Origin of the sequence: Taibaiella koreensis (genome assembly GCF_003545715.1) — a bacterium.
GTDB lineage: Bacteria > Bacteroidota > Bacteroidia > Chitinophagales > Chitinophagaceae > Taibaiella > Taibaiella koreensis.
This window is the reverse complement of the sequence record NZ_QVNU01000002.1, coordinates 591103-612066: the sequence shown is the minus strand read 5'-3', so window position 1 is coordinate 612066 and position 20964 is coordinate 591103. Positions and strand designations below refer to the sequence as shown.

At 47.4% G+C, this 20964-nt stretch carries 22 protein-coding genes and 1 tRNA gene; 10 read left to right on the top strand and 13 right to left on the bottom strand.

The genetic code is table 11. The features are described from left to right. The first annotated feature begins 6 nt into the window (after nt 1–6). The 3 genes from DZK30_RS09760 (at nt 7) to DZK30_RS09750 (ending at nt 1571) form a co-directional block, all read left to right on the top strand. On the top strand, nt 7–675 hold the full coding sequence (locus DZK30_RS09760) for a hypothetical protein (RefSeq protein WP_118973940.1): 669 nt from the start codon (nt 7–9) through the stop codon (nt 673–675). Continuing rightward, complete coding sequence (locus DZK30_RS09755) at nt 668–1459, top strand: sensor histidine kinase (protein WP_118973939.1); 792 nt, start codon at nt 668–670, stop codon at nt 1457–1459. The genes DZK30_RS09760 and DZK30_RS09755 overlap by 8 nt, the downstream gene beginning before the upstream one ends. Before the next feature lie 41 nt (nt 1460–1500). After that, nucleotides 1501–1571 (top strand) — tRNA-Gln (locus DZK30_RS09750). A 134-nt stretch (nt 1572–1705) separates the two neighbouring features. Here DZK30_RS09750 and DZK30_RS09745 read toward each other — a convergent pair. Further along, nucleotides 1706–2944: a 5'-methylthioadenosine/S-adenosylhomocysteine nucleosidase family protein gene (locus tag DZK30_RS09745; RefSeq protein ID WP_118973938.1), complete on the bottom strand. Its 1239-nt coding sequence runs from the start codon at nt 2942–2944 to the stop codon at nt 1706–1708. A 278-nt stretch (nt 2945–3222) separates the two neighbouring features. After that, nucleotides 3223–4416 carry a HEPN-associated N-terminal domain-containing protein gene (locus DZK30_RS09740; protein ID WP_118973937.1) on the bottom strand — a complete coding sequence of 398 codons (1194 nt, stop codon included), beginning with the start codon at nt 4414–4416 and terminating at the stop codon, nt 3223–3225. On the opposite strand from DZK30_RS09740, the gene DZK30_RS09735 reads away from it, so the two are divergent. Continuing rightward, nucleotides 4409–5269: a hypothetical protein gene (locus DZK30_RS09735; protein ID WP_118973936.1), complete on the top strand. Its 861-nt coding sequence runs from the start codon at nt 4409–4411 to the stop codon at nt 5267–5269. The two genes, DZK30_RS09740 and DZK30_RS09735, sit on opposite strands and share 8 nt — an antisense overlap. 233 nt (nt 5270–5502) lie before the next feature. Here DZK30_RS09735 and DZK30_RS09730 read toward each other — a convergent pair whose 3' ends face one another. Continuing rightward, complete coding sequence (locus DZK30_RS09730) at nt 5503–7020, bottom strand: S41 family peptidase (RefSeq protein WP_118973935.1); 1518 nt, start codon at nt 7018–7020, stop codon at nt 5503–5505. Between the two features lie 1125 nt (nt 7021–8145). Between DZK30_RS09730 and DZK30_RS09725 the strand changes: the two genes are divergently transcribed. Then, nucleotides 8146–9654 (top strand): choice-of-anchor E domain-containing protein, encoded by a 1509-nt coding sequence (locus DZK30_RS09725; protein WP_118973934.1) that lies wholly within the window; start codon nt 8146–8148, stop codon nt 9652–9654. A gap of 357 nt (nt 9655–10011) precedes the next feature. Here the strand turns inward: DZK30_RS09725 and DZK30_RS09715 are convergent, their stop codons facing one another. From DZK30_RS09715 to DZK30_RS09705, 3 genes are all read right to left on the bottom strand, one after another. Further along, the gene (locus DZK30_RS09715) at nt 10012–10281 is read right to left on the bottom strand and encodes a hypothetical protein (protein ID WP_118973932.1); all 270 of its coding nucleotides are present in this window, start codon (nt 10279–10281) and stop codon (nt 10012–10014) included. 59 nt (nt 10282–10340) lie between these two features. After that, nucleotides 10341–11225, bottom strand: a complete 885-nt coding sequence (locus tag DZK30_RS09710) for a helix-turn-helix domain-containing protein (protein WP_118973931.1) — start codon at nt 11223–11225, stop codon at nt 10341–10343. A 195-nt stretch (nt 11226–11420) separates the two neighbouring features. After that, on the bottom strand, nt 11421–11801 hold the full coding sequence (locus DZK30_RS09705) for a MerR family transcriptional regulator (RefSeq protein WP_118973930.1): 381 nt from the start codon (nt 11799–11801) through the stop codon (nt 11421–11423). 95 nt (nt 11802–11896) lie between these two features. Here DZK30_RS09705 and DZK30_RS09700 point away from each other — a divergent pair, with 95 nt between their 5' ends. Further along, on the top strand, nt 11897–12337 hold the full coding sequence (locus DZK30_RS09700) for a hypothetical protein (protein ID WP_162902995.1): 441 nt from the start codon (nt 11897–11899) through the stop codon (nt 12335–12337). 412 nt (nt 12338–12749) lie between these two features. Here DZK30_RS09700 and DZK30_RS09695 read toward each other — a convergent pair whose 3' ends face one another. The 3 genes from DZK30_RS09695 to DZK30_RS25795 form a co-directional block, all read right to left on the bottom strand. After that, on the bottom strand, nt 12750–13721 hold the full coding sequence (locus DZK30_RS09695; protein ID WP_118973928.1) for a quinone oxidoreductase family protein: 972 nt from the start codon (nt 13719–13721) through the stop codon (nt 12750–12752). Nucleotides 13722–13815: 94 nt separating this feature from the next. Further along, nucleotides 13816–14397: a Crp/Fnr family transcriptional regulator gene (locus tag DZK30_RS09690; RefSeq protein WP_118973927.1), complete on the bottom strand. Its 582-nt coding sequence runs from the start codon at nt 14395–14397 to the stop codon at nt 13816–13818. Between the two features lie 451 nt (nt 14398–14848). Continuing rightward, nucleotides 14849–15223, bottom strand: coding sequence for a hypothetical protein (locus DZK30_RS25795; protein ID WP_162902994.1), 375 nt, complete (start codon nt 15221–15223; stop codon nt 14849–14851). A gap of 238 nt (nt 15224–15461) precedes the next feature. On the opposite strand from DZK30_RS25795, the gene purT reads away from it, so the two are divergent. Continuing rightward, nucleotides 15462–16646, top strand: a complete 1185-nt coding sequence (purT, locus tag DZK30_RS09675) for a formate-dependent phosphoribosylglycinamide formyltransferase (RefSeq protein ID WP_118973924.1) — start codon at nt 15462–15464, stop codon at nt 16644–16646. Here the strand turns inward: purT and DZK30_RS09670 are convergent. Continuing rightward, complete coding sequence (locus DZK30_RS09670) at nt 16643–17023, bottom strand: DoxX family protein (protein WP_118973923.1); 381 nt, start codon at nt 17021–17023, stop codon at nt 16643–16645. The two genes, purT and DZK30_RS09670, sit on opposite strands and share 4 nt — an antisense overlap. Nucleotides 17024–17166: 143 nt before the next feature. On the opposite strand from DZK30_RS09670, the gene DZK30_RS09665 reads away from it, so the two are divergent. The 3 genes from DZK30_RS09665 (at nt 17167) to DZK30_RS09655 (ending at nt 18956) form a co-directional block, all read left to right on the top strand. Then, a complete protein-coding gene (locus DZK30_RS09665) occupies nt 17167–17502 on the top strand; it encodes a four-helix bundle copper-binding protein (protein ID WP_118973922.1) in 336 nt (111 codons plus the stop codon). Nucleotides 17503–17588: 86 nt separating this feature from the next. Then, entirely contained in the window at nt 17589–18038 is a 450-nt protein-coding gene (locus DZK30_RS09660) for a DUF4274 domain-containing protein (RefSeq protein WP_118973921.1), read from the top strand. A 150-nt stretch (nt 18039–18188) separates the two neighbouring features. Next, nucleotides 18189–18956 (top strand): cyclase family protein, encoded by a 768-nt coding sequence (locus DZK30_RS09655; RefSeq protein WP_118973920.1) that lies wholly within the window; start codon nt 18189–18191, stop codon nt 18954–18956. A gap of 122 nt (nt 18957–19078) precedes the next feature. Here DZK30_RS09655 and DZK30_RS09650 read toward each other — a convergent pair whose 3' ends face one another. From DZK30_RS09650 to DZK30_RS09640, 3 genes are all read right to left on the bottom strand, one after another. After that, nucleotides 19079–19645 (bottom strand): DUF4919 domain-containing protein, encoded by a 567-nt coding sequence (locus DZK30_RS09650; RefSeq protein WP_118973919.1) that lies wholly within the window; start codon nt 19643–19645, stop codon nt 19079–19081. Between the two features lie 56 nt (nt 19646–19701). Beyond that, the gene (locus tag DZK30_RS09645; RefSeq protein ID WP_118973918.1) at nt 19702–20019 is read right to left on the bottom strand and encodes a hypothetical protein; all 318 of its coding nucleotides are present in this window, start codon (nt 20017–20019) and stop codon (nt 19702–19704) included. 449 nt (nt 20020–20468) lie between these two features. Further along, the gene (locus tag DZK30_RS09640; RefSeq protein ID WP_118973917.1) at nt 20469–20801 is read right to left on the bottom strand and encodes a YegP family protein; all 333 of its coding nucleotides are present in this window, start codon (nt 20799–20801) and stop codon (nt 20469–20471) included. Nucleotides 20802–20964: the final 163 nt, after the last annotated feature.

The following is a 20964-nucleotide window of genomic DNA, read 5'->3' as shown; positions in this document are numbered from 1 at the left end:
GGCGAAATGAGTTCTGTCAACGTCCTGTTCAAGATCCTCTTACCGCTATACTTTGGCCTGATATTTTGTCTTGCCGTTTTACTGCCTTTCCGTTTTAAAAGAGTGGATAAGGCATCCCGCTTTATCTGTATCCTGGTATGGACGGGCTTTTTGGCCGAACTGGTGGCGCGATATGCCTCAGTCAGATATCATAACAATATGCCGGTTTATGCCATAAACCGGCTTGTAGAGTTTGGGCTTATCAGCTTGTATTTCAACTACAGTGTCGATGTATTCACCAAGCATCGTGTAGGCTATATTATTGGGGCGATCGTTATTCTTATCGGGGTTGCCAATTCCATTTGGTACCAACCCTTGAATACCCTCAATACGCTGTATATTTTCCTGGAATGCATAGGCGTTGTGTGTATGTCGCTGTATTCCTTTTATCGCTTATTGCTGACCAATACCAGTATAAGACTGCACGAACGGGTACATTTCTGGATCCCCTGCATTTTTGTCTTCAACTGGTGCGGAACGCTTTCCTGCTGGGGCCTGTACGATTATTTCAGGAAAGGAATTACGGAAAAGCTACCGATACTGAATATCAGTCTTGTCCTGATCAATACGCTCACTTATCTCGCCTTCGGTCTCATATTTCTTTTATATCCCAAAATGAAAAGTATCGATGAATGATGACAGCCTGGTGCCCTTTTTCGTCACTGTCACCTTGCTGATGGTGGTGTTTGCGTTCTTCCTGATCATTACGCTCATCGTGCAGAAGAACAAGCAGAACCGGCAGGCCAACGAACTGCTGCAGGCCCAGGTAAAAGAACGGGACCGTACGATGAGCCTTATTTCCGTAGAGATCCACGACAATATCAGCCAGATGCTCAGTCTTACCCGCATGACCCTGAGAATGATAGGCAAACAAGCCGTACCCGAGCAAATGCCGCTGCTGGAGCAGGCCGGCAGCATGCTCGACAACCTTATCGTCGATACCCGCAATATCAGCCATTCGCTCAATACCGATTACCTCAAAAATAAAGGTCTGCTGGAATTTATGAACCGGGAGGTGAAATGGATCAATGCCTCCAAGGGTATCGTTTGCAACCTGGAAGCAACAGGCTATCACGACCAGCTATCGGGCGAGAAGGAGCTGATGGTGATCCGTATAGCGCAGGAAGCCATCCAGAATACCATTAAGCACTCTGAGGCCACGCACCTGCATATCGGCATTACCTGCAGCGAAAAACTGTTCAAGATCATTATTACCGATAACGGCAAAGGTTTTTCCCACACGCCCGGGACCGATGCCTCGAGCGGTTTGGGTCTGCAGAGTATGTATCAGCGTGCCGAGCTCATCAAAGCCAAGCTGAATATCCAGTCGGGCAGCAACGGTACCACGCTTACCCTGGCCGTACCGCAGGAACAAAAGGAAAAGGTGCTGACGGAGCAAAAAAATTCCCCGCTTTTGTAAAAATGCCACTATATTTGCACTCCGAAATTGAACCAGCCTTTAGAACAATAGTGTAACGGTAGCACATCAGACTCTGACTCTGCTAGTCTTGGTTCGAATCCAGGTTGTTCTACAAGTAAGTGAAAACCCGCTCTGAGAGCGGGTTTTGTTGTTTTAGAGCATTTTGATGATTTTTAGATATTGTTGATTTACAGAGTGGTTTGGTTCGAATCCAGTTAGGATTTCTAAAAAGAAAGAGGCAATACACTAAATTATGTTACTCTTTAAAAGAAATTCAAGAGTCTTTGCACTTGTCCACGCGGCATAGGGTTTAGCGTTATCATTTTTATTTGTAGTATTATCCATAACAGATTTTATTATTATTGGTGTGGTTTTACCTTCGTTCAAAAGCTCACAGGCACGTACAACAGCAAAGCTTTCCATTTCTAGTGCCACCGCCTTGCGATCAATTGAAGTAACTTTTTCGCTGAAAAAATCCTGCAAATCGATTACTTGATTTACACAAGCTATAGGACCGAAATGAAGCCGAACTTCAGAAACTCTTGTTTGATCAATACTATTCAAATGAGATTCAATTTGCTTTTTTGCTCTACTAATTTTTTTAATCTCTTTGTTCGTTATATTGGCAACTGATGTCTCTTTCTTAAAGCCAGTATCTGATATTTTGCCTCTATCAATCTCAAATACTTTTGTAGCGACAATTACGTCTCCGACATTAGTATCTTCTGGCTTCCCCCCCAAAACCCCAACCATAATTAAATATCTTGGCTTAAAAGTCAAAATTAATTCTGATGCTAAAATAGAAGCATCAACCATTCCTGTATTATGCTGAGAAGCGTAAACTACCTTTTTCTTGGGATCATCACCCAGCGTTCCTATTTCTATCAAATTTCTAGCTCCCTCAATTTCGGTAATCTTATTTATAAAAGGAAGTATCTTTTCCATCTCCTCTTCTTCAAGGGCAGTTATAATCGCATAGTCAATTTGCTCCATTTCAGAACTACCTTTTTTCTCTTTCATCATAGCTTTTGTGCCAGTAATTAGCCTCTCCTGTTCAGTCCTTTTATCATTCTCTACATCTGTAAGCTTCTTCTTGATTCTCGTCACATCTCTCTTTTCTATCATCGTGATCCGATCTAGGCATTTTATTATTGGCGTGAGATCTACAGATTGTCTTTTAGAAGAAAAATAACCTGCAATAATTGTCTCAAGTAGAAAAACAAAGTGTTTATAGAGCGTCTTGCTCTCTCCGCTTTCTGGGATAGCATTAATCCAACGCTGCAGAAGATTGTTTAGTATCATTAAAAAAGCGTCGATGTGCCGCTCAGGAGAAAAACTGCCAAACTGACTCAATGCTTTATTGAAGAGATTATCAAAATCTATTTCGAGAGTTAATAGTCTAAACTCTTTAGAACTTAGGTATTCTTCGAAATTTAATCTAATAAGTTCTGCCTTTAAAAATTTTAACTCTGCATGTAATTGCATTTTCTATTGTGTTAGTTATGTTTATAAGTTACATAAGTTGAGAGGCTAATGTACTCATAATCCTAATTAATCCTTAACCATTAAATAATTTTTTTGATCATTTTCCTCCATAATACACATGATTTCAATCAAATCGAGAGCAAACTGGTTCGAACATTCATACATTGGTTCTACAAGAAAATGAAAACCCGCTCTAGGAGCGGGTTTTCATTTGTTTAGGGCTATTTGATGATTTTTAGATATTGTTGATTTACAGAGTGGTTTGGTTCGAATCCAAGTTATAGAACAACTTTTTTGACATTACCTCTTTTCAGTAATGCCGGATCAAATTCTAACTCTTCAATACTTTCTTCATGGTCCAAAAACAAGACGCAGGCTTTTTCCCCTTTATTCCTTGCTGAGGGATAAATGATACCATCAATTTTGTTCTCACCATTCTTATATTCAGAAAAGGTATAGCGAAAATATTCCGTAATAATCTGAGTAGGTACATACTCGATATGAACTCTACCGTCACGTTCAATAGGAGCACTTAAATCTCTTACAAAATCGCTTAAAAATATAAGTGGGTAATAATCTTTACGTTTACGTTGTTCAAAAGGACTTGGTATTTTCGGCAACAAAGAAAGATCAATCACTTTTAGGTCACGTTTGGTTGCAAACACTGCTGAGGTATATTTTGGTTGCAGAGTATTAGACAAATCTAATGTTTCTTTGAAGGCAGTTGCCTCATTAAATGCGCCATAAAACATAGAAATTCCAGCAGGACTCATCCTATTAGGGCTTAACACATACTGCTGCGGAGGTGCACATATCTGCTCTACACTTGAGATGATGGTCGCAGTATCATGTTGTCTACATCTATAGAATTTTGTTCCTTTGTCCAAAGGATGTACTAACTTATAGGTTCGACACATTCTACCAATATTCTCCAAAATCTGAAAGGGATTAACGCGATATTCTTCTGATTCCAATTTAGTAGAGCTAGCAAACAAATAACGTGCTCTGTGCTTAACAACTTTTTTGAAATAGTCCCATTCATACATCATAATATCCGCTTTGCTATCATAATACATCGTTTCGTCTGCCCATAACTTTGTATAGTCCAAGCTTCCTTCAATATCACGAAACAATTGGTTATCGTCAATTTCCAACTCTAGATGATCAAATAATACATCATCAATATAGTAAGTAGTACCTTGATAACCTCCCTCACTACCATCATACGCCATAAATTCAACAGGCTCTGTATAAAGAAATTTGACTCCATCCATAATATAGAATAATACGTCTTCAAGCGTTATCACTTTTTTATCTCGTTCGCAATAATCGCAATATCCCAACATTGACTTACGATCTATAAATTTCCTTATAGAGTCATCTTTAATATGCTGAGAACATAGAAACTTATTTGGAATCCTATTAAGTCCCATATTGCTTCTTCGTTCGTATTCCTCCATAATCATGCTCATTGGTGCTTTTTTTAATGTTTATAAAATAGGTTGTAGATTTTCATTCCGTAATTTCTTATTTTTATTTGAAAAAATGAACCCCAAGCACCTACCGCTAAATGCCGCTATCGAATGGCAGGATACCTTGAATTGGCTACGAAATGAGATAGTTAATAATGCAGATATAATTGAGCCAATTGAAATAAATGATATTCTTCTTGCGATTAGAGATAAAGAGAAGACTACTGATTTTTCCTTCCTCATTAGAAAATTTTCATCTACTAGCCCTAAACTTATCTACAATGTTTCCGTACGTCCTTATTCAAGTGGAAGCCTAACAACACATACCGGAGATATGCCGATAGAAGGTTTATCTACTTACTTTAATAATTGGATTAATCTAATTAGAAAGTTCAATTTGGTATCATTTTCTGAAACGAAAGACTTTTCTGAACACTATGCACAGGAAATCTTTTCTGATTTTGAAATTATAGAAGATGAAACTTTTGATACGCAACCGTATAGCGATGACGTTCAGGAAGTATTGCACGAATACTTGCTGGCTATTAGTGAGCGCATACAACAGGAGCCTGATTATGGGTCCAACATGGAGTTGCAAGAAATCTCAAATGTATCAGAAGCATTTGCTGAGAACATTCCCAACATGACTAAGCGACAGATTCTAAATGCCGTAGCAAAGCTTTTGGGAAAAATCAAAACAAAAGGTGTTAAGCTTTTTAAAGAAATAACCAATGAAGTTTGGAAAAATGCGAAATCAAAGATAGCAGGATTTATTGCTGATAAAGGACCCGCATTAATAGGACAAGCACTTGATTGGCTCCATTCTATCAGCCGTAATCCTAGACAACACTAGTAATTTAAATCCTTAAGCTTGTTATTCAATAAAGCACTGAATTTCATCCAAATCTTCCACCAAAAAGTTCGAACATTCATACATTGGTTCTATAAGTATAACAAAACCCGCTCTCAGAGCGGGTTTTGTTGTTTTAGTTCAGTTTGCCGATTTTTTAGATATCGTTGCGTTACAGCGTAATGGGTTTCGTATTTGAAGCCGCAGGCATCCATACAGAGGTATGTTTTTCCAGGCTACTTATGCTGCGTCTTTTGTTTTGAAATTAAATTGAGGATAAATGAAAGCTGCGCGTCATGGCGCCGGGCGATGTCTTTTTGTGTTTCAGGAACAACATAATCCGGTACAATACCTTCGTCCTGCCTTGCGGTTGTAGGCGCCTGCCAGATTATGGGGATATCCATTTCGATTTTCGAATAGGGCAGGTTTAGAAGTAAAAACTTACCGCCGTTCAGGCCTTGTTTTGTTCCGCCGGTCTGCTCCCCGATAATTTTTCCCCTGCGGTTTACCTGAACGATATCTGCGAGTGTAAAGGTTGTGGAACTATTGTTTGAATTGACTATTAAAAACACTTTCCCTTTAAATACACCTGGTTTGGGATCAACAGGTCTGCAGGGTTTCTGTATGGCTTCATTCTTTTCATAAAAACCCTCTGCTGTCTTCGTATATTCCGTTGCCTTTTTAGGTTGCTTCGCTTCTTTTTCCCATGTTCTTAAATAAGGCATTAAAGTGTCTGGTATACTCAGGAACCGATACAGCCTCCTGGTCGGGTTTTCGCAACCAAATGGCTTATCGATTATATAGGACAACAGCTCATCCCGGGCCTCATCGTCGCCTCCTTCATTGCCTCTGATATCTATGACCAGGTTGGGTGTATGGTCGCGCGTGAGTACTTTAAATACACTGTCAAGGTACCCTTTGTAATCCGTTTTCCAGTCCCATGTTTCAAAATCGCCTATCCTGAAATAGGCTGTTTCAGGATTCAGTAATCTGAATGCCCAGTTTTCCTCGTGCATCGGGATCTTCCCAAATCTTGAAACGTAAACTTGCTCCCGCTCCTTCTTCGACAGCGACCTGGCCGTTATGATGCCACGCTTACCTTTGGCCGATCTTATCTCTATACGATAAGAGGCTGCATCAAAATTCTGAGGGAAAAAGAGGGGGAAGAAGATGTCGAACATCGCATAATTGCCCGTGTCAATATCTATAGGGACAATATTCATATTGTCCGACTTCTTTCCCTGCCCATTATTGCCATCGGAACGGCTTACCGTCCACAGGCTATCAAAGATCGCTTGTACGGCAATACCATTAATACTGATCATTTCATCTCCTTCCCGAACCCCGGGATGCTCAGACAGGTTATGCGTAATGATAAATTTCTTATCGACTACCCGGTATAAAAACGGGATGTACGATGTAGAAAAATAATCGTTGATCACGTCCCTTTTTTGATTCCAGGGATTCAGATAGGTATGTCCGCATTTTATTTTCGTCGCCAATTGAGACAGCAAAATAAAGTACGCCTGGTCTGTTATTGCTCCGGATACCTTTTGTTGCAATTCATTAAAGTAATTATCGATTTCTCCGGGTGTATGATAACGGTATAAGCCAGGGTGCAAGCTGACCAATGACTTTTGAAGAAGGATAACTTCCTGCCTGCGTTGATCGGCCGATAGTTTAGATTTAAATTGCTGTCCCCTTACCGTTAGTCCGGCAGCAAGTAAAACAATGATAAAGCCGATTTTTTTCATGGTTATTTTATAGGGCTATAAAAATAGCAACATTATCGGTCATAAGCGATATTGTCTACCAGGGATCATTTAATTTCTCTTACATTTTCTAAACATAAGGTTGATCCTTCCCGCCATCGGCATCATTGATGGGGCAGCCTGGTGCTCCCAAAATCCTTGCAGGTAAGCCTTTCATAAGACGCAACGATCCATGTTCAGGGTCAACGACGCCTGGCATCTTAAAGTCAATTTTAAATGTCATGCTTACTAAGAGGTAAATGGCTTCGAAATGGAAAAAGGCACGTCGTTAACCGCTGAGATCGCCGAGCGACGCAAAGGGCGCAAAGATCTGGCGCCATTGCTTCCTTAGAATCATCTCTCCCGCTAAAGGGACATGCCGGTAGCCAACAACCGACCTTGATCGTCTGCACCTTTCGGATCAGTGTCTTCAATTGTTCAAAGGTATTGAGATGCTTCGGTGGCGCCCGCAGATCCCAGCATGAACTGTGGGATGTTTATGGTTCGGGCTACCATAACTGTCAACTCGCTATTGTCATCCTGAATCGCTTGCGCAGCTTGCGATTGAAGGATCTCTTCCTGTTGAGAAAGGGTATTTGTATAGGTTAAAAGAAGCCTATTCCCTTAGCTCAGGAGATTGCCCTCACGGGACGAAATTTTAAAATGCTATGGATACCTTGTTTCTTAACTAAACGACATTGGATGCACCATTGGTATTTGTTGCAAAACAGTCTGTCAATTCCTTTTCCTGAAAACAGCTTATTATAGTCGGGCGCCGAATAGAGACTCGCTCACCATTTGTATTCATTTGTCATGTATGGCTCATTTATCGCATTAATATAGAACTACCTCTATCAAACTATTGAAGTAACCGAACATAATGTTTTGAAAAGTATATAATTTTAATATCTGTTGTTTTAATAGATGAAAAATGACTTCTTATAAAACCTTTGTAATAAGTTTGTCAGAATAATATGAAATAATATAGAATATATAAATTGAATATAAATGCCTCGCTATTTCAAGACCATTCGCTGGGCATTTAGGTTTCTTTAACAATTATGGGGCCTTTGACTGCTCTAGCTTTGCGGCCGAAAACCAATAAGGTAAACCCAACTTTAATGTATTATGAATCGCAAATTTTTACACGGATTACTTTTTTCCACCGGCATGCTGGCGGGCTCATCAGCAATGGCCCAGGCGCCATACAACACGATCACAGGCTTTGTATGGAAAGAGCAGGGAACGCAGAATAATGTCAAAGACGGATCCGAAACCGGCGTGCGCGGGATCATGGTAACGCTTATCGATGCGATCAGCGGGGCTACCGTCGGTAACGCCTTAAGCGACAGCCTTGGCAATTATACGCTCAACAATTTTCGCGGTACAGGCGACTATGTGCTGCAGTTTGACTATCCCGTTGCGGGCTATGATCTCGTAGACCAGCGTGCGGGCAGCGACAATCTGCTGAACAGCGCGGCTGACCCGGCTACCGCGCAAACCGCGGTTTTCACCATTTCCGATCCTGATGCATTGACGGGCTACAACCTGGGTGTTGCCGCAAAAGCGAATACGATTACCTATGCATCGTCGAAGCCGTTTACCCTCACCGACTGGAACGAGGCGCTGCTATTGCCAAAATCCGATTCTGCTATCGGTGTGCTCACTAAAGCCACTATTTATATCAACAGCACAGAATGGCATCCCTATTTCGGGGTGGAGAACACTTCTGATAATGCGGTAAGCACCAGCCCCAGCGCGGGTATCCAGGTTGCCATTACACCGCCTGTAGGCACGGCGATCAATGTCACCAATTCTATTCTGCATACCAATACCAGCCTGGCGGCTTACGATGGTACTACCGATTACAACGGGAACTCCGGTCATACCTGGAGCAATGAATTCGCTTCGGTTGTTGGTACCCCCCGCACCATTACCCTGGCCTCACAGCTCAATGCCTTCCGCGGTTCCGGTTCGGTAAGCTTTCCCATAAATTCGCAGGGAACGGTCACGCTTACCGGTGGCGGCAACCTGCTGTCGCAGATATCCACACAACTTGGGGTGAGTGTATCTATCGTGTATGAATATGCCGGTGGCATCCTGCCCGTTGATTTCAAGTCTTTCACGGCAACACCACAGCATACCGACGTAAACCTGGACTGGATCACGGCTACAGAGACTAACAATAAGGCGTTTGAGATATTGCGCAGTGTTGACGGCAAGACTTTCGATGTGATCGGCAGCCTACAGTCGCTTGCCGCAAACGGGAACAGCTTCAGTGACCTGAAATACCGCTTTGTCGATAAAAATGTGCCTGAAGGCAACCTCTTTTATCGCATTAAGCAGATCGACAAAGACGGCAGGTATTCTTTCTCTCCCATACGGCAGATCGCCGGCTCCGGAGCTACCAAAACAGTGCTTTATCCCAATCCGGCAACGGGTACGGTAAACATCATCGCCGGCGGCGAAGGCCAGGTCACCATCCGGGATCTTAGCGGCAAGCTGGTACAGCGCTTCGTCATCGGCGCTTCCGGTATGCTGGCCATCGATCTCTCCCATTGCACAAATGGCCTTTACTTTGTAGCGATACAGACTGCAAAAGGAACCGAAACCCAAAAGCTTGAAATCCGTAACTAGACTGATCGGATAAATATAAGAGAGGCCGTTACCCAAAATAAAAGGGGCGGCCTCTCTCCGTTTATGGTCAGTATTATTTGGCGTCTCTTGTCAGCACAAACATTTCGGGGTAATCAACAGCATAGCGCACCCCATACTTTTGTCCTATTAAATACCGGTTATTGGGATTATAGATAGCTTGCGTCACCGTCCCGGTCCTTGTCCGGTATTCAATAATGGCCCACAATTTTGATCCCCCTCTTGTATTCCTGCTTTCTATTGCAGTGATTATCCCTATTGTATTTTCGGTTGGCTCAGTCTTCAATATTTTAGCTACTCTGTAAGCGCTTAGTTCACTTGATACCGTCATTGTACCAATTATGCCATGGCAAAAGCCGAATAGAGCAACAGTTTGATCATTTTGTCTTTTAACCAAAGGCCTTTATGCTTTGCAAATTTTACTTTTTTCCTTGCTATCAATCTTGCACCAAATAGTGCTCCCAAAAACAGTATCCATCCCAGATACACAAGCCCGATTGAGGTATATCCGATCAACGCGTTGTCCTTGTGACCCTGATCATAAAACCATAGCCCGCCTGCAGATAGGCAAACAAAGCCCAATAATGCTACTTTGGTTTTTAAGGACATCGGTCAAAAATAAGCTTGTTTAAAATAACTGTCGCTTTGCGCAGCATCTTATGGCCACTTTAGCTGCTCAGCAAGGTGACGCCACTCAGGTCTGCCTTCCCGTTTTTCAGAAACTCGTATGTCATACGATCTGCCCGGCAGTCAATCAACCGGATCCGCTTCAGGCTCCTGCATTTGAAGAATGTGTTGATCAATGTTGTGTTCCGGAAGGTAACCCTTGTAAAGGTGCATTGCTCAAAAGAACAATCGGCCACTGTGCCTTCAAAAATGATGTCGGCAAACTGCACCGCGTCGAAGGAGGTATGATGCAATATGGCATCCAGCATATTGCTTTTCTCAATGCCGCCAGACTTGACCGTCATGCCGGTAAGATCGGCGCCGGAGAAGTCGCAGCCGCTGGCATAGCTTTCGGAAAATGCGGCTTCCCTCAGGGAGCAATCTTTAAATATATTCTTGGATAAGTAGGAACCCAGAATGCGGCTGCCATTGAAATCGGAGCCAGAGAAATCGCAGCTATCCACATTATTCCGTTTGAGCAGAAGCCCCGACATATCCGATCCCACAAAGCGGCAACGCAGCATATTGGATGAGCTGAACTTTTCATGCAGGTTCTTCAGACCGGAGAAGTCGGCGCCTATCCAATTCCCGCGAGACATATCCCAGCTTAGTTTTTTCTCCTGTATGGCCGGTAGCCCTTCGGCCGCTCCCTTGTCGTGAGCGACGCCGATAGCTGCCGGGTGCAAGGTGTTTGAAAAATAATTGAGGTCAACACCCAGTATCTCCGCAAGCCGGCTAAACGTAATAATGTCGGGGACCGACTCTCCGCGTTCCCATTTGCCCACTGCCTGCGGGCTGATGAACAGCAGTTCGGCAAGCTGCGCCTGAGACATGTTTTTCTCTTTCCGTGCTTGCCCGATTTTGTTACCAATGATCTTAGCTTCCATAATATTGTCTTTTTTTGCGACAGAACGAAGGTATTGTCCTGCCTGCTCCCTGCCTGAAAAAGCACCGCTACCCTTAGTTGTTTGGACGCTACTTCTGGTTGTATGGCAACAACCCACAGTTGTTTTTACTGACCGTCAGTTACTTTGAACATATTGCAATAGAACATGTAACAACGCGGGAATCTTTGGTTTTCGTCAAAGGTCAAACAACGAGCAATGATCCGTGCGTCTGGGGCAACTGCTGATACCCGATTGCAGCAGCGCTTTTAGGCTGGTCAGCTCCCGGATCTTTTCTTCTATCGCTTCTATTCGCTCATGGGCAACCTGCGCCACAGTATCGCATAAGGCCGCCCCGGCATCGATCAGGGCGATCAGTTCTGCCGCTTCATTAAGGCTGAAGCCGTATGCCTTTATTTTCCGGAACAAAAGCAACCGGCGCAGCACCGCTTCGGAATATTCCTTGTAGTTGTTGACGCGGCGCTCCCGCCAACCCACCTTTATATAACCCTGTTTCTCATAAAAGCGTATCGTATCCTTGGTTAAGCCGCTTCGTTTCGACAGTTCCCCGATCAGCATAAGAAAAAAGTTTAGGATCAAAGATACACCATGGACTATACTCCAGGGTTTAGCTTTGAACACAAAAAGAAATGATATATCGAAAATGGATCTCTATGGGTTTCTTTCTGGGTTGCTCCGCCATTGCTTTGGGCCAGAGCGGGAAAAAGGAAACAGCCTGTACCGGAGCCTGCTGCCGGCCGGCAGATAATAGCCAACAGCCGGCAGCAGCAACGAAAATGGCGCCTGAGAAAAGCCATTGGAAAGGGACAATGGCCTGCCGGTTGACAACACCTGAGCTTCAGAAAAGAAAAGCAAGCGTCATTGCCAGTCTGAAGAAGAAGATCACGCAGCGTAAAGAGCTACCTGAGGGCTTTGCCTATTTGTTTGCCGCTACGGACAATACAATCGACGAGCTTACTGCTTTTATCAAAACCGAGCGCCTATGCTGCGACTTTTTCGATTTCAGTCTGTCGTTTGAAGGCGACGCGCTCTGGCTGACCATTACCGGCGGGCCCGGGGTCAAAGCCTTCATTACGGAGGAGATCGGGTTATAAAGTTTAGGATAGAGAGGAAGCGTTCCCAGAATATCAAGCCTGTGACCGGAGCAGCGAGGAAATGCAGACCGGCATGGTAGGGGCCAAAATACCAGCTAGCACGCTTTGCTTATCCGTCTCTTTATTTGGTATCATATCTTCTTCTTTTTTATTCGCATCTATGTTTATTGTTTGTTATGGTGCTCACGAGAAAAGTTGCTCCGCCAAAAAAGAAGCAAAAAAGGCAGCAAAAAAACAATGCTCCGCTGTTTTTTGTGGCCTGCGCACCCCGACTTAAAAACAGAGCTCAACTTTAATGCAGCATTGCCGGTCATGTTATCATAAATCGACATTTTAATCATTAGCCAAAGAAGCACTTTTTCATTGTTTCTATTTTTGAGCTGGTTTCCTTATATGCGGATAGTCATTTAATTTATATCGTCACCACCAGCCGCTTTCCGCCGGGCAGGTCCCGGTCCCATAGCTGCGCGATCTCGCTTAGGGCAATGGTTTCCACGGGTACCTCCAGCTTGCCTTCTGCAGCCAGCCGGAACATTTCCGGCAGGATATCCCCAAAAAGCTGCTCCACCTCTGCCCTGCTCCAGCTGCCCAGTCCCGAGCCTGATAGCTGCAGGTCGGTGCTCCGCAGCCATTCTGATGACAGCGGTAGTATATCGCCCGATAGCGCACCTATGGATACGAAGCGCGTTTGGTGTGTAAACATGCTTTTACCCATAAGAGACGAAAGGATAAGCGCGGCGCTGCTGCCCCACAGGTAATCGAGTACCACGTCGACCGGGTTGGCCTCATGAATGCGCCTGAGCTGCGCCGCCAGCGCAGCTTCGTCCTGCAGCAATGAGATGGCGTCTATGGCGCCCAGGGATAAGAGTCGCTGCAGGGCGCTTTCGTTGCGCCCGGTAACGATGATCTTTCCGGCGCCGTAGTGTCGGGCCACCTGTACGGCGATATGCCCGGTAAATCCGGTGGCGCCGTTGATCAGCACGGTTTCGCCCGGCTGCAGCCGGGCCCGGAAACGAAGTGCCATCGCCGATCCCATTACGCCATTGGGCAAGGCTGCCGCCCTGCTGTCGTCGATACCCGGCGGCAAGGCGACGGTCAGCGCTTTTTCTACCACAGCCAGCTCGGCCATCATGCCTTTGCTGCTCACGCCGTAGATCCTTGTGCCATCTTCCAGTAAGCCCACGCCATCGTTGCCGGCAATGCGGGCTTCTGCTGCACCGGCTGCTATTGAGTAGTGGCTGCCGCTCGCCCTGGAGCGGTCGAGGTGCTTGATCGCGGCTGCTCGCATGCTGAGCAAAAGCTCATTATCCTGCTGCGCTTCCGGGTTGGGAACATCTGCATAATGGATATCGCCGTTGCCGGGGTAGCTTACTGCTGCTTTCATAGGTATTGCTTTTCAAGGCAAAGCTAGATCCCGGCCGGCAGCGATACAATAACATTTGTTACGAAATAATAGTAAGAAGGTGGTGTAGCGCTGCTCAGGGCTTTCTTTCCCTGGCCAGCCGGCCTTTGATGCGGCTGAGGTGCACGGGGCTGATGCCCAGGTAAGAAGCGATATAATGCTGCGGTACTCTTTGTACGATATAGGGCCTGTCCTGTAATAGGTTTTGGTACCGTTGCAGCGGGGTATCCCGGATAAAGGAGCAGAAATGTTCCATATAAAAAAAGGTGCGTTCAAATAGCGCATCCATGAGACGTGTTCTTAATACAGGCACCTCGCTGATCTCCGCGACCATCTTTTCCCACTCCGTCTTATAAAGGTACCGGAGCACGCAGGGCTCTATGGTTTCGATCGCGCCCGGGCTCGGTCTCCCTTTTTTAAAGCTTTCTATAGAGGCTACAGTATCGCCTTCGAAAAAAAACTGGAAGGTGATATCCTTTCCCTCCTGATTGAGCGAAGCGCGCATGCATCCTTTTTCGACCAGGAACATCCTGGTGGGTATTTCCCCTTCCCGCAATACAGCCGTGCGGGCGGGGACTTCCATACGATGAAAGCGATCGGCATAATCGTGCCACCAATGATCGCCGGCTATACCGCTTTCTTGTGGTTGATGGGCCATCGGAATGGGAAATAAAAACTTTTTTGCTATAAAAGAAAACAGGCCGCGCTATTTCAAGCTACGACCTGTATATAACATTCCGGAGGGAAAGGCGCAAGGGGGAAAAATCCCGGCTGTTCCTTTATGATCCGAAGCACTGGTAAACACAGAGGCCGATGATACCCATAAGCACCAGGCCGCTGGCAATACCGACAATGGCCGCCCGGAACCTCCTTTTTAATGCAATAACTTGTATCTCCTGCATCACAATAAACTTTAAAAGGTGAATAAATGGTTTATACTTAAAGATACAAAAACAATGCCAGAAAAAGCGGGTACAGGCCAAGAATAACGTTCTGCTAACCGGGCAACGTGTGCCGAGCATCAAATTGCCCCTGCAAAGCCCCAATAACGGCAAAAAACCGGCCTCAGGGGCCGGTCTCTCTTCTTTTTGTTTATACGGGGCACTTCATTAAAAACTATTTGCTAACAGTCCTGGACTGGTTTTGCGCAGCTCGTACTGGTGAAAGTATTTCCCGATACTGTGCATACCAAACAACGCCAGCAACAAATCGCTGATCTCGGCTACGAGGCCCGGACTGATGCGCGTAAGCAGGAATCGGTTGTCGCCGCGGTAAAAAGAACGTATGCGCTCCGGCAGGCAATCGAATACATTGTATTGCTGTCCCGGGTTGTACACGGTAAAGGAAACGCCCGCGCTCATGATCTGTACAGCGGCAAACAGTGCGCTCTCCTTTCCCGGGCTGTCCGGGGTATACAAGCATAGTGAATCATCCTGCTTTACCAGCACCAGGAGATGCTTTTCGTAAGGCTGCAGGATTTTCATGATCTTTTTTGCGATTCTGTTATAAGTTCTGGCAAGAGGATACAATTCGTTCATTCCGGCAAGTTTACCCTGGTTGGACCGCAGCCAGGCCCGAAAGTTTAAAGAATTGCCAATAAAAAATAAACGAAAACAAAAAAACGACCCTGCTGCTGCTTTGATAACAATTTTAAAGGGAAAGCAGCCGGGCTGCAATCGAAACGCAAGATGCCTTAGCTTTGCCCTCTTTTCCAGAATAATTATGTCCAAAAAGATCATGCTGCTCGGCTCAGGTGAGCTGGGAAAAGAATTTGTCATTGCCGCCCAGCGACTGGGCCAGCACATTATTGCCGTAGATTCCTACAACGACGCGCCTGCACAGCAAGTGGCCGACGAACGGGAAGTGATCAATATGCTGGACGGCGCCGAGCTCGACCGTATTGTTGCCAAACACCGACCCGATATTATTGTACCCGAGATCGAAGCCATCCGTACCGAGCGCTTTTACGACTATGAGCAGCAGGGCATACAAGTGGTGCCCAGCGCAAAGGCCGCCAACTTTACCATGAACCGGAAAGCGATCCGGGACCTGGCTGCCAAAGAGCTGGGTCTGCGCACGGCCGATTATCGCTATGCCGGCAGCGCGGAAGTCTTGCGCGAAGCGGTAAAAGCAGTAGGCATGCCCTGCGTGGTAAAACCGCTCATGTCTTCTTCGGGCAAGGGCCAGTCGGTGATCCGCACCGAAGCCGATATCGATAAGGCCTGGGCCTATGCACAAAGCGGTAAACGCGGCGACCAGGTCGAGGTGATCGTGGAAGCGTTTGTGTCGTTCCATTCAGAGATCACCTTGCTTACCGTCACCCAGCAGGAGGGCCCTACTTTGTTCTGCCTGCCTATCGGGCACCGGCAGGAGCGCGGCGATTACCAGGAAAGCTGGCAGCCGGCATGGACCAGCCTGGCAGATCTTGCCGCCGCGCAGGATATGGCCGCCAGGATCACGCAGGCGCTCGGCGGCGCGGGTATTTGGGGCGTGGAGTTTTTCCTTACAGAAGATGGCGTTTATTTTTCCGAGCTTTCGCCCAGGCCGCATGATACGGGTATGGTCACGCTGGCCGGTACACAGAACCTGACGGAGTTTGAGCTGCATGCCCGCGCTGTGCTGGGCCTGCCTATAGCCGAGATCAGCCATGAGCGCAACGGCGCCAGCGCCGTGATCCTGGCGCAGGAAGAAGGTATCCGGCCCGAGTTTACAGGGGTAGAGGCGGTATTACGACAGCCCAAAGCCGATATTCGTCTTTTCGGTAAGCCGGTTACCCGGCCCTACCGCAGGATGGGTGTAGTGCTCGCCTACGACGGTCCCGGAGCCGATGTGGAGGCCATAAAGCAAAGGGCTATCGACCTTGCTGCACTGGTTACGGTAAAGCCTTCGGCAAAAGAAAACGGCTAGTTCCGGCGGCGCTGCCAGCCTTTGGGATACATAATCACAATAAGCACAACGATCAGCAGGAAGTTGAATTCCGAACCGTTCCTGCCACCACCTACTACAAACCATCCTTCGCGGCCATGGACCATAATGATGCCGGCAATCAGTATGGCGATGGTAATGAAAGCCGCAGGCTTGATCCACTTGCCCCATAGCAGGCAAATAGCACAGGCAACATGCGATAGCTTGATGGCCCAGGCCAGCAACAGTCCCAGGGGCGCAAAGCCCGCCTGGTCCAGGTATCCGCGGCCAAATCCGTAAACGCCGCCATCGATCATACCGGGTATGCTATGGGCCAGGAGAATAATGGCAACCGCCAGGCGAAGAAGGAAAGTGTTCATGTGCTTACAAATTGTATCGGACCAAATATACAGATGCCTTGTATCAAAAGCACTAACGATAAACCTGGATTTTTGAGGGGTATATCCATGCAAGCCGCTGAACCATTAAGGGAGCGGCTTGTTGCTTTATAAAGCCTTTCCTTATGAACGGATACCACCAATACCAGGATTGTATAGAGGCCTGCCTGCGTTGCGCCACGTTGTGCCATCACTGTGCTTCGGCCTGCACCCGTGAGAAAGATATAGCGATGATGGCCGGTTGCATCCAATTGGATATGGAATGCGCGGCTATCTGTACCGCTGCTGCACAGCTCATGAGCCTGGGCAGCAGCCATGCGACCAGGTTATGCATCATTTGTGCCGACATCTGCGATGCCTGTGCGGCGGAATGCGGCAAGCACGATCATGAGCACTGTCGCGAATGTGCTAAAGCCTGCGCCGACTGCGCCGAACAGTGCCGCAAAATGAATAACCGCTAGGCAACCCGGAAATCCTGTCCCCACACATTTTACCGGAATACCGGGATGCATAGCGTCGTTCCGGGAGCGTAATTTTGTGTCCATAAATGAGTGTTACAGATATGGATGCGACAGACCGTGAAACTGATCTCCGGAAAAAGATTGCTGCCGTGCGGCAGTTGAAAAGTGATATTGCCCTCATGAAGCTGATGCATGGTTACGACTGGAACGAGGGCTTCGAGATACCGCTGACGGTAATCACGCATAGGCGATGCGACCTGGGGCTCGCGCTCTTTCTCTTTTGGCGGCGGCATGAAGTACAGCAGTACTACCGGGAAAAGGTACACATCGGCGATGACTATCAACTGGCTTTCTGTAAAACATTGATCAACGGTCTGCTTAAAGGCGCTTACCAGCCCGGCAACAACAAATATGATACCGGTTGCTATGGCGCGCATCTGGCGCCCGAAGGCAGCGCGGTACACGAGCTGCGCGCATTGCGTACGCAAAGAGCGCAGGAGCATTACCCCGATCCCTTCCTCCAGCCGGTTCTGTAATAGCTCACTTTATAACGAATGGTCACCCTGAGCGGAGTCGAAGGGTGAAGCGCAGCCCTCGACATTGATCGGTTTTTCCGCCTCCGAGTTGTTTTTCTAAAAAGGAAGATATTTTTGCCATCAGTGTTTTCACCAAATATCTGTCCTTTTATGCCCAAGCTCATCGATCTGTCCAAGCCCATCCGCTTCAATGTCGAAGACCCCTGGTTTATGCGGGTCAAAGTAAAGCATAAGCCGCACCGCAAGGCGCGCTGGCTCATACGCCTGGTGGGCCTGCCTTTCCGCCTGTTCCCCTCCGGCTTCAGCGGCTGGGCCGACGATACCATCAAAAAAATGGGCGTACATGCCACCACGCATCTCGATGCACCCTGGCATTACAGTCCTACGGTAAAAGGGCAAAAGGCAAAGACCATCGACGAAGTGCCACTGGAATGGTGCTACGGCGATGGCGTGGTACTCGACATGAGGCATAAGGCCGACTTTGACCCCATTACCGCAACCGATGTGCAGCAAGCCTTGCAGCAGATCGATGTAGCCTTACAACCCGGTATGATCGTACTTATACGCACCGGCCGCGACCAGTACAATGGTACCCGGGACTTTCCCAACAAGGGCACCGGCATGAGCAAGGAGGCCACGCAATGGCTCATTGCGCAAGGCATTAAGATGATGGGTATCGATCAATGGGGCTGGGACCTGCCGCTGAAGCACATGATCGCACAAGCCAAAAAGACCGGCAACAAAGAGCTCTTTTGGGAGGCCCACTTGGTAGGGCAGCAGGAAGAGTATTGCCATATGGAGCAATTGGTCAACCTGGGGGCCTTGCCTGCCAAGGGCTTCAAGGTATGTGTATTCCCGCTGAAGATCGTAGGCGCCTCAGCAGCACCGGCAAGAGTGGTGGCGCTGATAGAGGAGTAAGGCACGACCGGGCGTTAATCGAACATTTTACTTGCGGCATGGTCGATATTAAAATGCAGCGGCGTGGTCTCCCCCTCCTTTTCCATGTCCAGGATATCGAGGAAATGCCCGTACTTGTCCTGTCACGAGCCCATAGTGCCCAACGACCCGCCCAGTATATGCGTGATGAATGTTTGTCCGTCGATAGGACTCAGCACAAAGCAGGGTCTGGCTTGTGAGCCATCGCCGCTCCATTTGATACAGCGTATCAGCATCAGCGCCTTTTCCTTATAGCAGGGATCGGGCTTGCCGAGGTTCATGTAGCAAAATCCTTTTTCAAGGACAGCCGTGAAGTCTACAGGATTGGTCTGCAACAGCTCGTCGCAGGCAACGATCGCCTTTTCGTACAGCTTCTGCGCAACAAGGTCCAGTATAGCGCTTTCTTTGTCTATAGTTTTGTACGGCTTATATTCCGGATGGGCGGTAAATCCTATTTGTAAGGCCACAACATCGCGGTCGGTTAAGTTGCTGTCGCAAGTATTGAAGCGTTGAAGCAGGCTGGGATAATAATACGGATCCGATTGGCGCTTGCTCCGTTCGAGCATCTCTTTAAAGTCCCGGTGGTAGTCAAAATCCTGGCCGAAAAGCAGAGCGGCAGGTGCTATTGCCCATACAAAACAGAGCAGCAGGTAAAGGCTGTATTTTTTCATGGTGATGTATTGTCCCTGCAAAATAAGATTAAGCTGCCGAAAAACGGCGGGACCGTTCAGCACGTTATGTGTGTCTGCCCGGAGATACTTGGGTTAATAGTGTGTGGATCCTGTGCACATGATTTCCTCCGACCGTTCCAGGTCGTTGGATATTTCCGTAACGCTATACTTTTTATGAACAGTGCAGGTACAATTTCCTTTTTCAGCACCAGCGTCACGACCCTGGGTCCTGTGGCCATATTGCCGCGACCCCAATCCGTTACCGTAAATCCCCTTTGCTTTAATACCTGTACCAGTAAGAGATGCTCTTTGTCGTCGGAGGGTATTTCTGCTGCTGTGAGCACAGTATCGTAGAGCTGTGGCAGCGCTATCATCTGTTCTTTATTGGCCAGGGCAAAGTCGACGACATGTTCCAGGAATACGCCCGGGTGACGGGCGTATCGGCCGTTTGCGCATGTAGGTAAGGGCTTATGGCAAAGAGGGTGCAGGGGGTGAAAGCTGTTTTCATCAGGAATCGTTTCAGGGAAGGGTGGTTACTATGGCAATTTAGACAAAATTGAGCGTGCTAACGTCCTTTGTCGTTCAGACCGGTAAGCCCCGGCTGTTTTGGCCGGGGCTTGGAACGGTTAGGACTCACGCTTGCCGTTCAGGTCGCTGCGCGTCCCGACGGGGTACCTACGTGTCTGGAACGGTTGGAACCAGCTTTTGCCGTTCAGGCCGCTGCGCGTCCCGACCGGCAACCCGCGTGTTTGGAACGGTTAGGGCTCCCGCTTGCCGTTCAGGTCGCTGCGCGTCCCGACCGGCAGCCCGCGTCCCGGCGGGGTCAGGCGAGGTCCGATACCGGTGCGTCGGGCGCCTGGGCTTTTACCAGGTCGATGCCATGGTCCCTGGACGCTTTGGAACGGTACATCTCGCTCATGCCGGCCATCGTGCCGGCGCTGTTGTTAAGCCGGAAGTAATACTGGCCATCTACCGAATCTTTCCTTTCGTAACGGGAATCGTAGGGTGCATTAGCTTTTACCGCATCGATGGCGGCACGGCAATCGCTTTTGGTGGCATATTGCGTGCCATGCAGGATGATCTCATGATTGCCTGTGGCCCTGAGGTGATAGTAATAAGTGCCTTTGTCGGATTGCAGGATCTCAAATTTTGCCATAATCTATTTTTTTTAAGGGTTTACACACCGGTTGTTCTGTATGGGAGCCGGTTGCTCCCCGTTGCCTGTGCCGGAACGGACGCCGGTGGACCAGCCGTGCCGCTATATTCCGTATTGCTATGCCCGGGGCCGGCAACAAGCGGCCCCGGTAGCAGGCTATGGT

Bases quoted from the DNA above. Each gene is read 5' to 3' on its own strand.
- DZK30_RS09760 (WP_118973940.1), top strand. From the start codon at position 7: ATGAGTTCTGTCAACGTCCTGTTCAAGATCCTCTTACCGCTATACTTT.
- DZK30_RS09755 (WP_118973939.1), top strand. From the start codon at position 668: ATGAATGATGACAGCCTGGTGCCCTTTTTCGTCACTGTCACCTTGCTG.
- DZK30_RS09745 (WP_118973938.1), bottom strand. From the start codon at position 2,944: ATGCAATTACATGCAGAGTTAAAATTTTTAAAGGCAGAACTTATTAGA.
- DZK30_RS09735 (WP_118973936.1), top strand. From the start codon at position 4,409: ATGCTCATTGGTGCTTTTTTTAATGTTTATAAAATAGGTTGTAGATTT.
- DZK30_RS09740 (WP_118973937.1), bottom strand. From the start codon at position 4,416: ATGAGCATGATTATGGAGGAATACGAACGAAGAAGCAATATGGGACTT.
- DZK30_RS09730 (WP_118973935.1), bottom strand. From the start codon at position 7,020: ATGAAAAAAATCGGCTTTATCATTGTTTTACTTGCTGCCGGACTAACG.
- DZK30_RS09725 (WP_118973934.1), top strand. From the start codon at position 8,146: ATGAATCGCAAATTTTTACACGGATTACTTTTTTCCACCGGCATGCTG.
- DZK30_RS09715 (WP_118973932.1), bottom strand. From the start codon at position 10,281: ATGTCCTTAAAAACCAAAGTAGCATTATTGGGCTTTGTTTGCCTATCT.
- DZK30_RS09710 (WP_118973931.1), bottom strand. From the start codon at position 11,225: ATGGAAGCTAAGATCATTGGTAACAAAATCGGGCAAGCACGGAAAGAG.
- DZK30_RS09705 (WP_118973930.1), bottom strand. From the start codon at position 11,801: ATGCTGATCGGGGAACTGTCGAAACGAAGCGGCTTAACCAAGGATACG.
- DZK30_RS09700 (WP_162902995.1), top strand. From the start codon at position 11,897: ATGGGTTTCTTTCTGGGTTGCTCCGCCATTGCTTTGGGCCAGAGCGGG.
- DZK30_RS09695 (WP_118973928.1), bottom strand. From the start codon at position 13,721: ATGAAAGCAGCAGTAAGCTACCCCGGCAACGGCGATATCCATTATGCA.
- DZK30_RS09690 (WP_118973927.1), bottom strand. From the start codon at position 14,397: ATGGCCCATCAACCACAAGAAAGCGGTATAGCCGGCGATCATTGGTGG.
- DZK30_RS25795 (WP_162902994.1), bottom strand. From the start codon at position 15,223: ATGAAAATCCTGCAGCCTTACGAAAAGCATCTCCTGGTGCTGGTAAAG.
- purT (WP_118973924.1), top strand. From the start codon at position 15,462: ATGTCCAAAAAGATCATGCTGCTCGGCTCAGGTGAGCTGGGAAAAGAA.
- DZK30_RS09670 (WP_118973923.1), bottom strand. From the start codon at position 17,023: ATGAACACTTTCCTTCTTCGCCTGGCGGTTGCCATTATTCTCCTGGCC.
- DZK30_RS09665 (WP_118973922.1), top strand. From the start codon at position 17,167: ATGAACGGATACCACCAATACCAGGATTGTATAGAGGCCTGCCTGCGT.
- DZK30_RS09660 (WP_118973921.1), top strand. From the start codon at position 17,589: ATGAGTGTTACAGATATGGATGCGACAGACCGTGAAACTGATCTCCGG.
- DZK30_RS09655 (WP_118973920.1), top strand. From the start codon at position 18,189: ATGCCCAAGCTCATCGATCTGTCCAAGCCCATCCGCTTCAATGTCGAA.
- DZK30_RS09650 (WP_118973919.1), bottom strand. From the start codon at position 19,645: ATGAAAAAATACAGCCTTTACCTGCTGCTCTGTTTTGTATGGGCAATA.
- DZK30_RS09645 (WP_118973918.1), bottom strand. From the start codon at position 20,019: ATGATAGCGCTGCCACAGCTCTACGATACTGTGCTCACAGCAGCAGAA.
- DZK30_RS09640 (WP_118973917.1), bottom strand. From the start codon at position 20,801: ATGGCAAAATTTGAGATCCTGCAATCCGACAAAGGCACTTATTACTAT.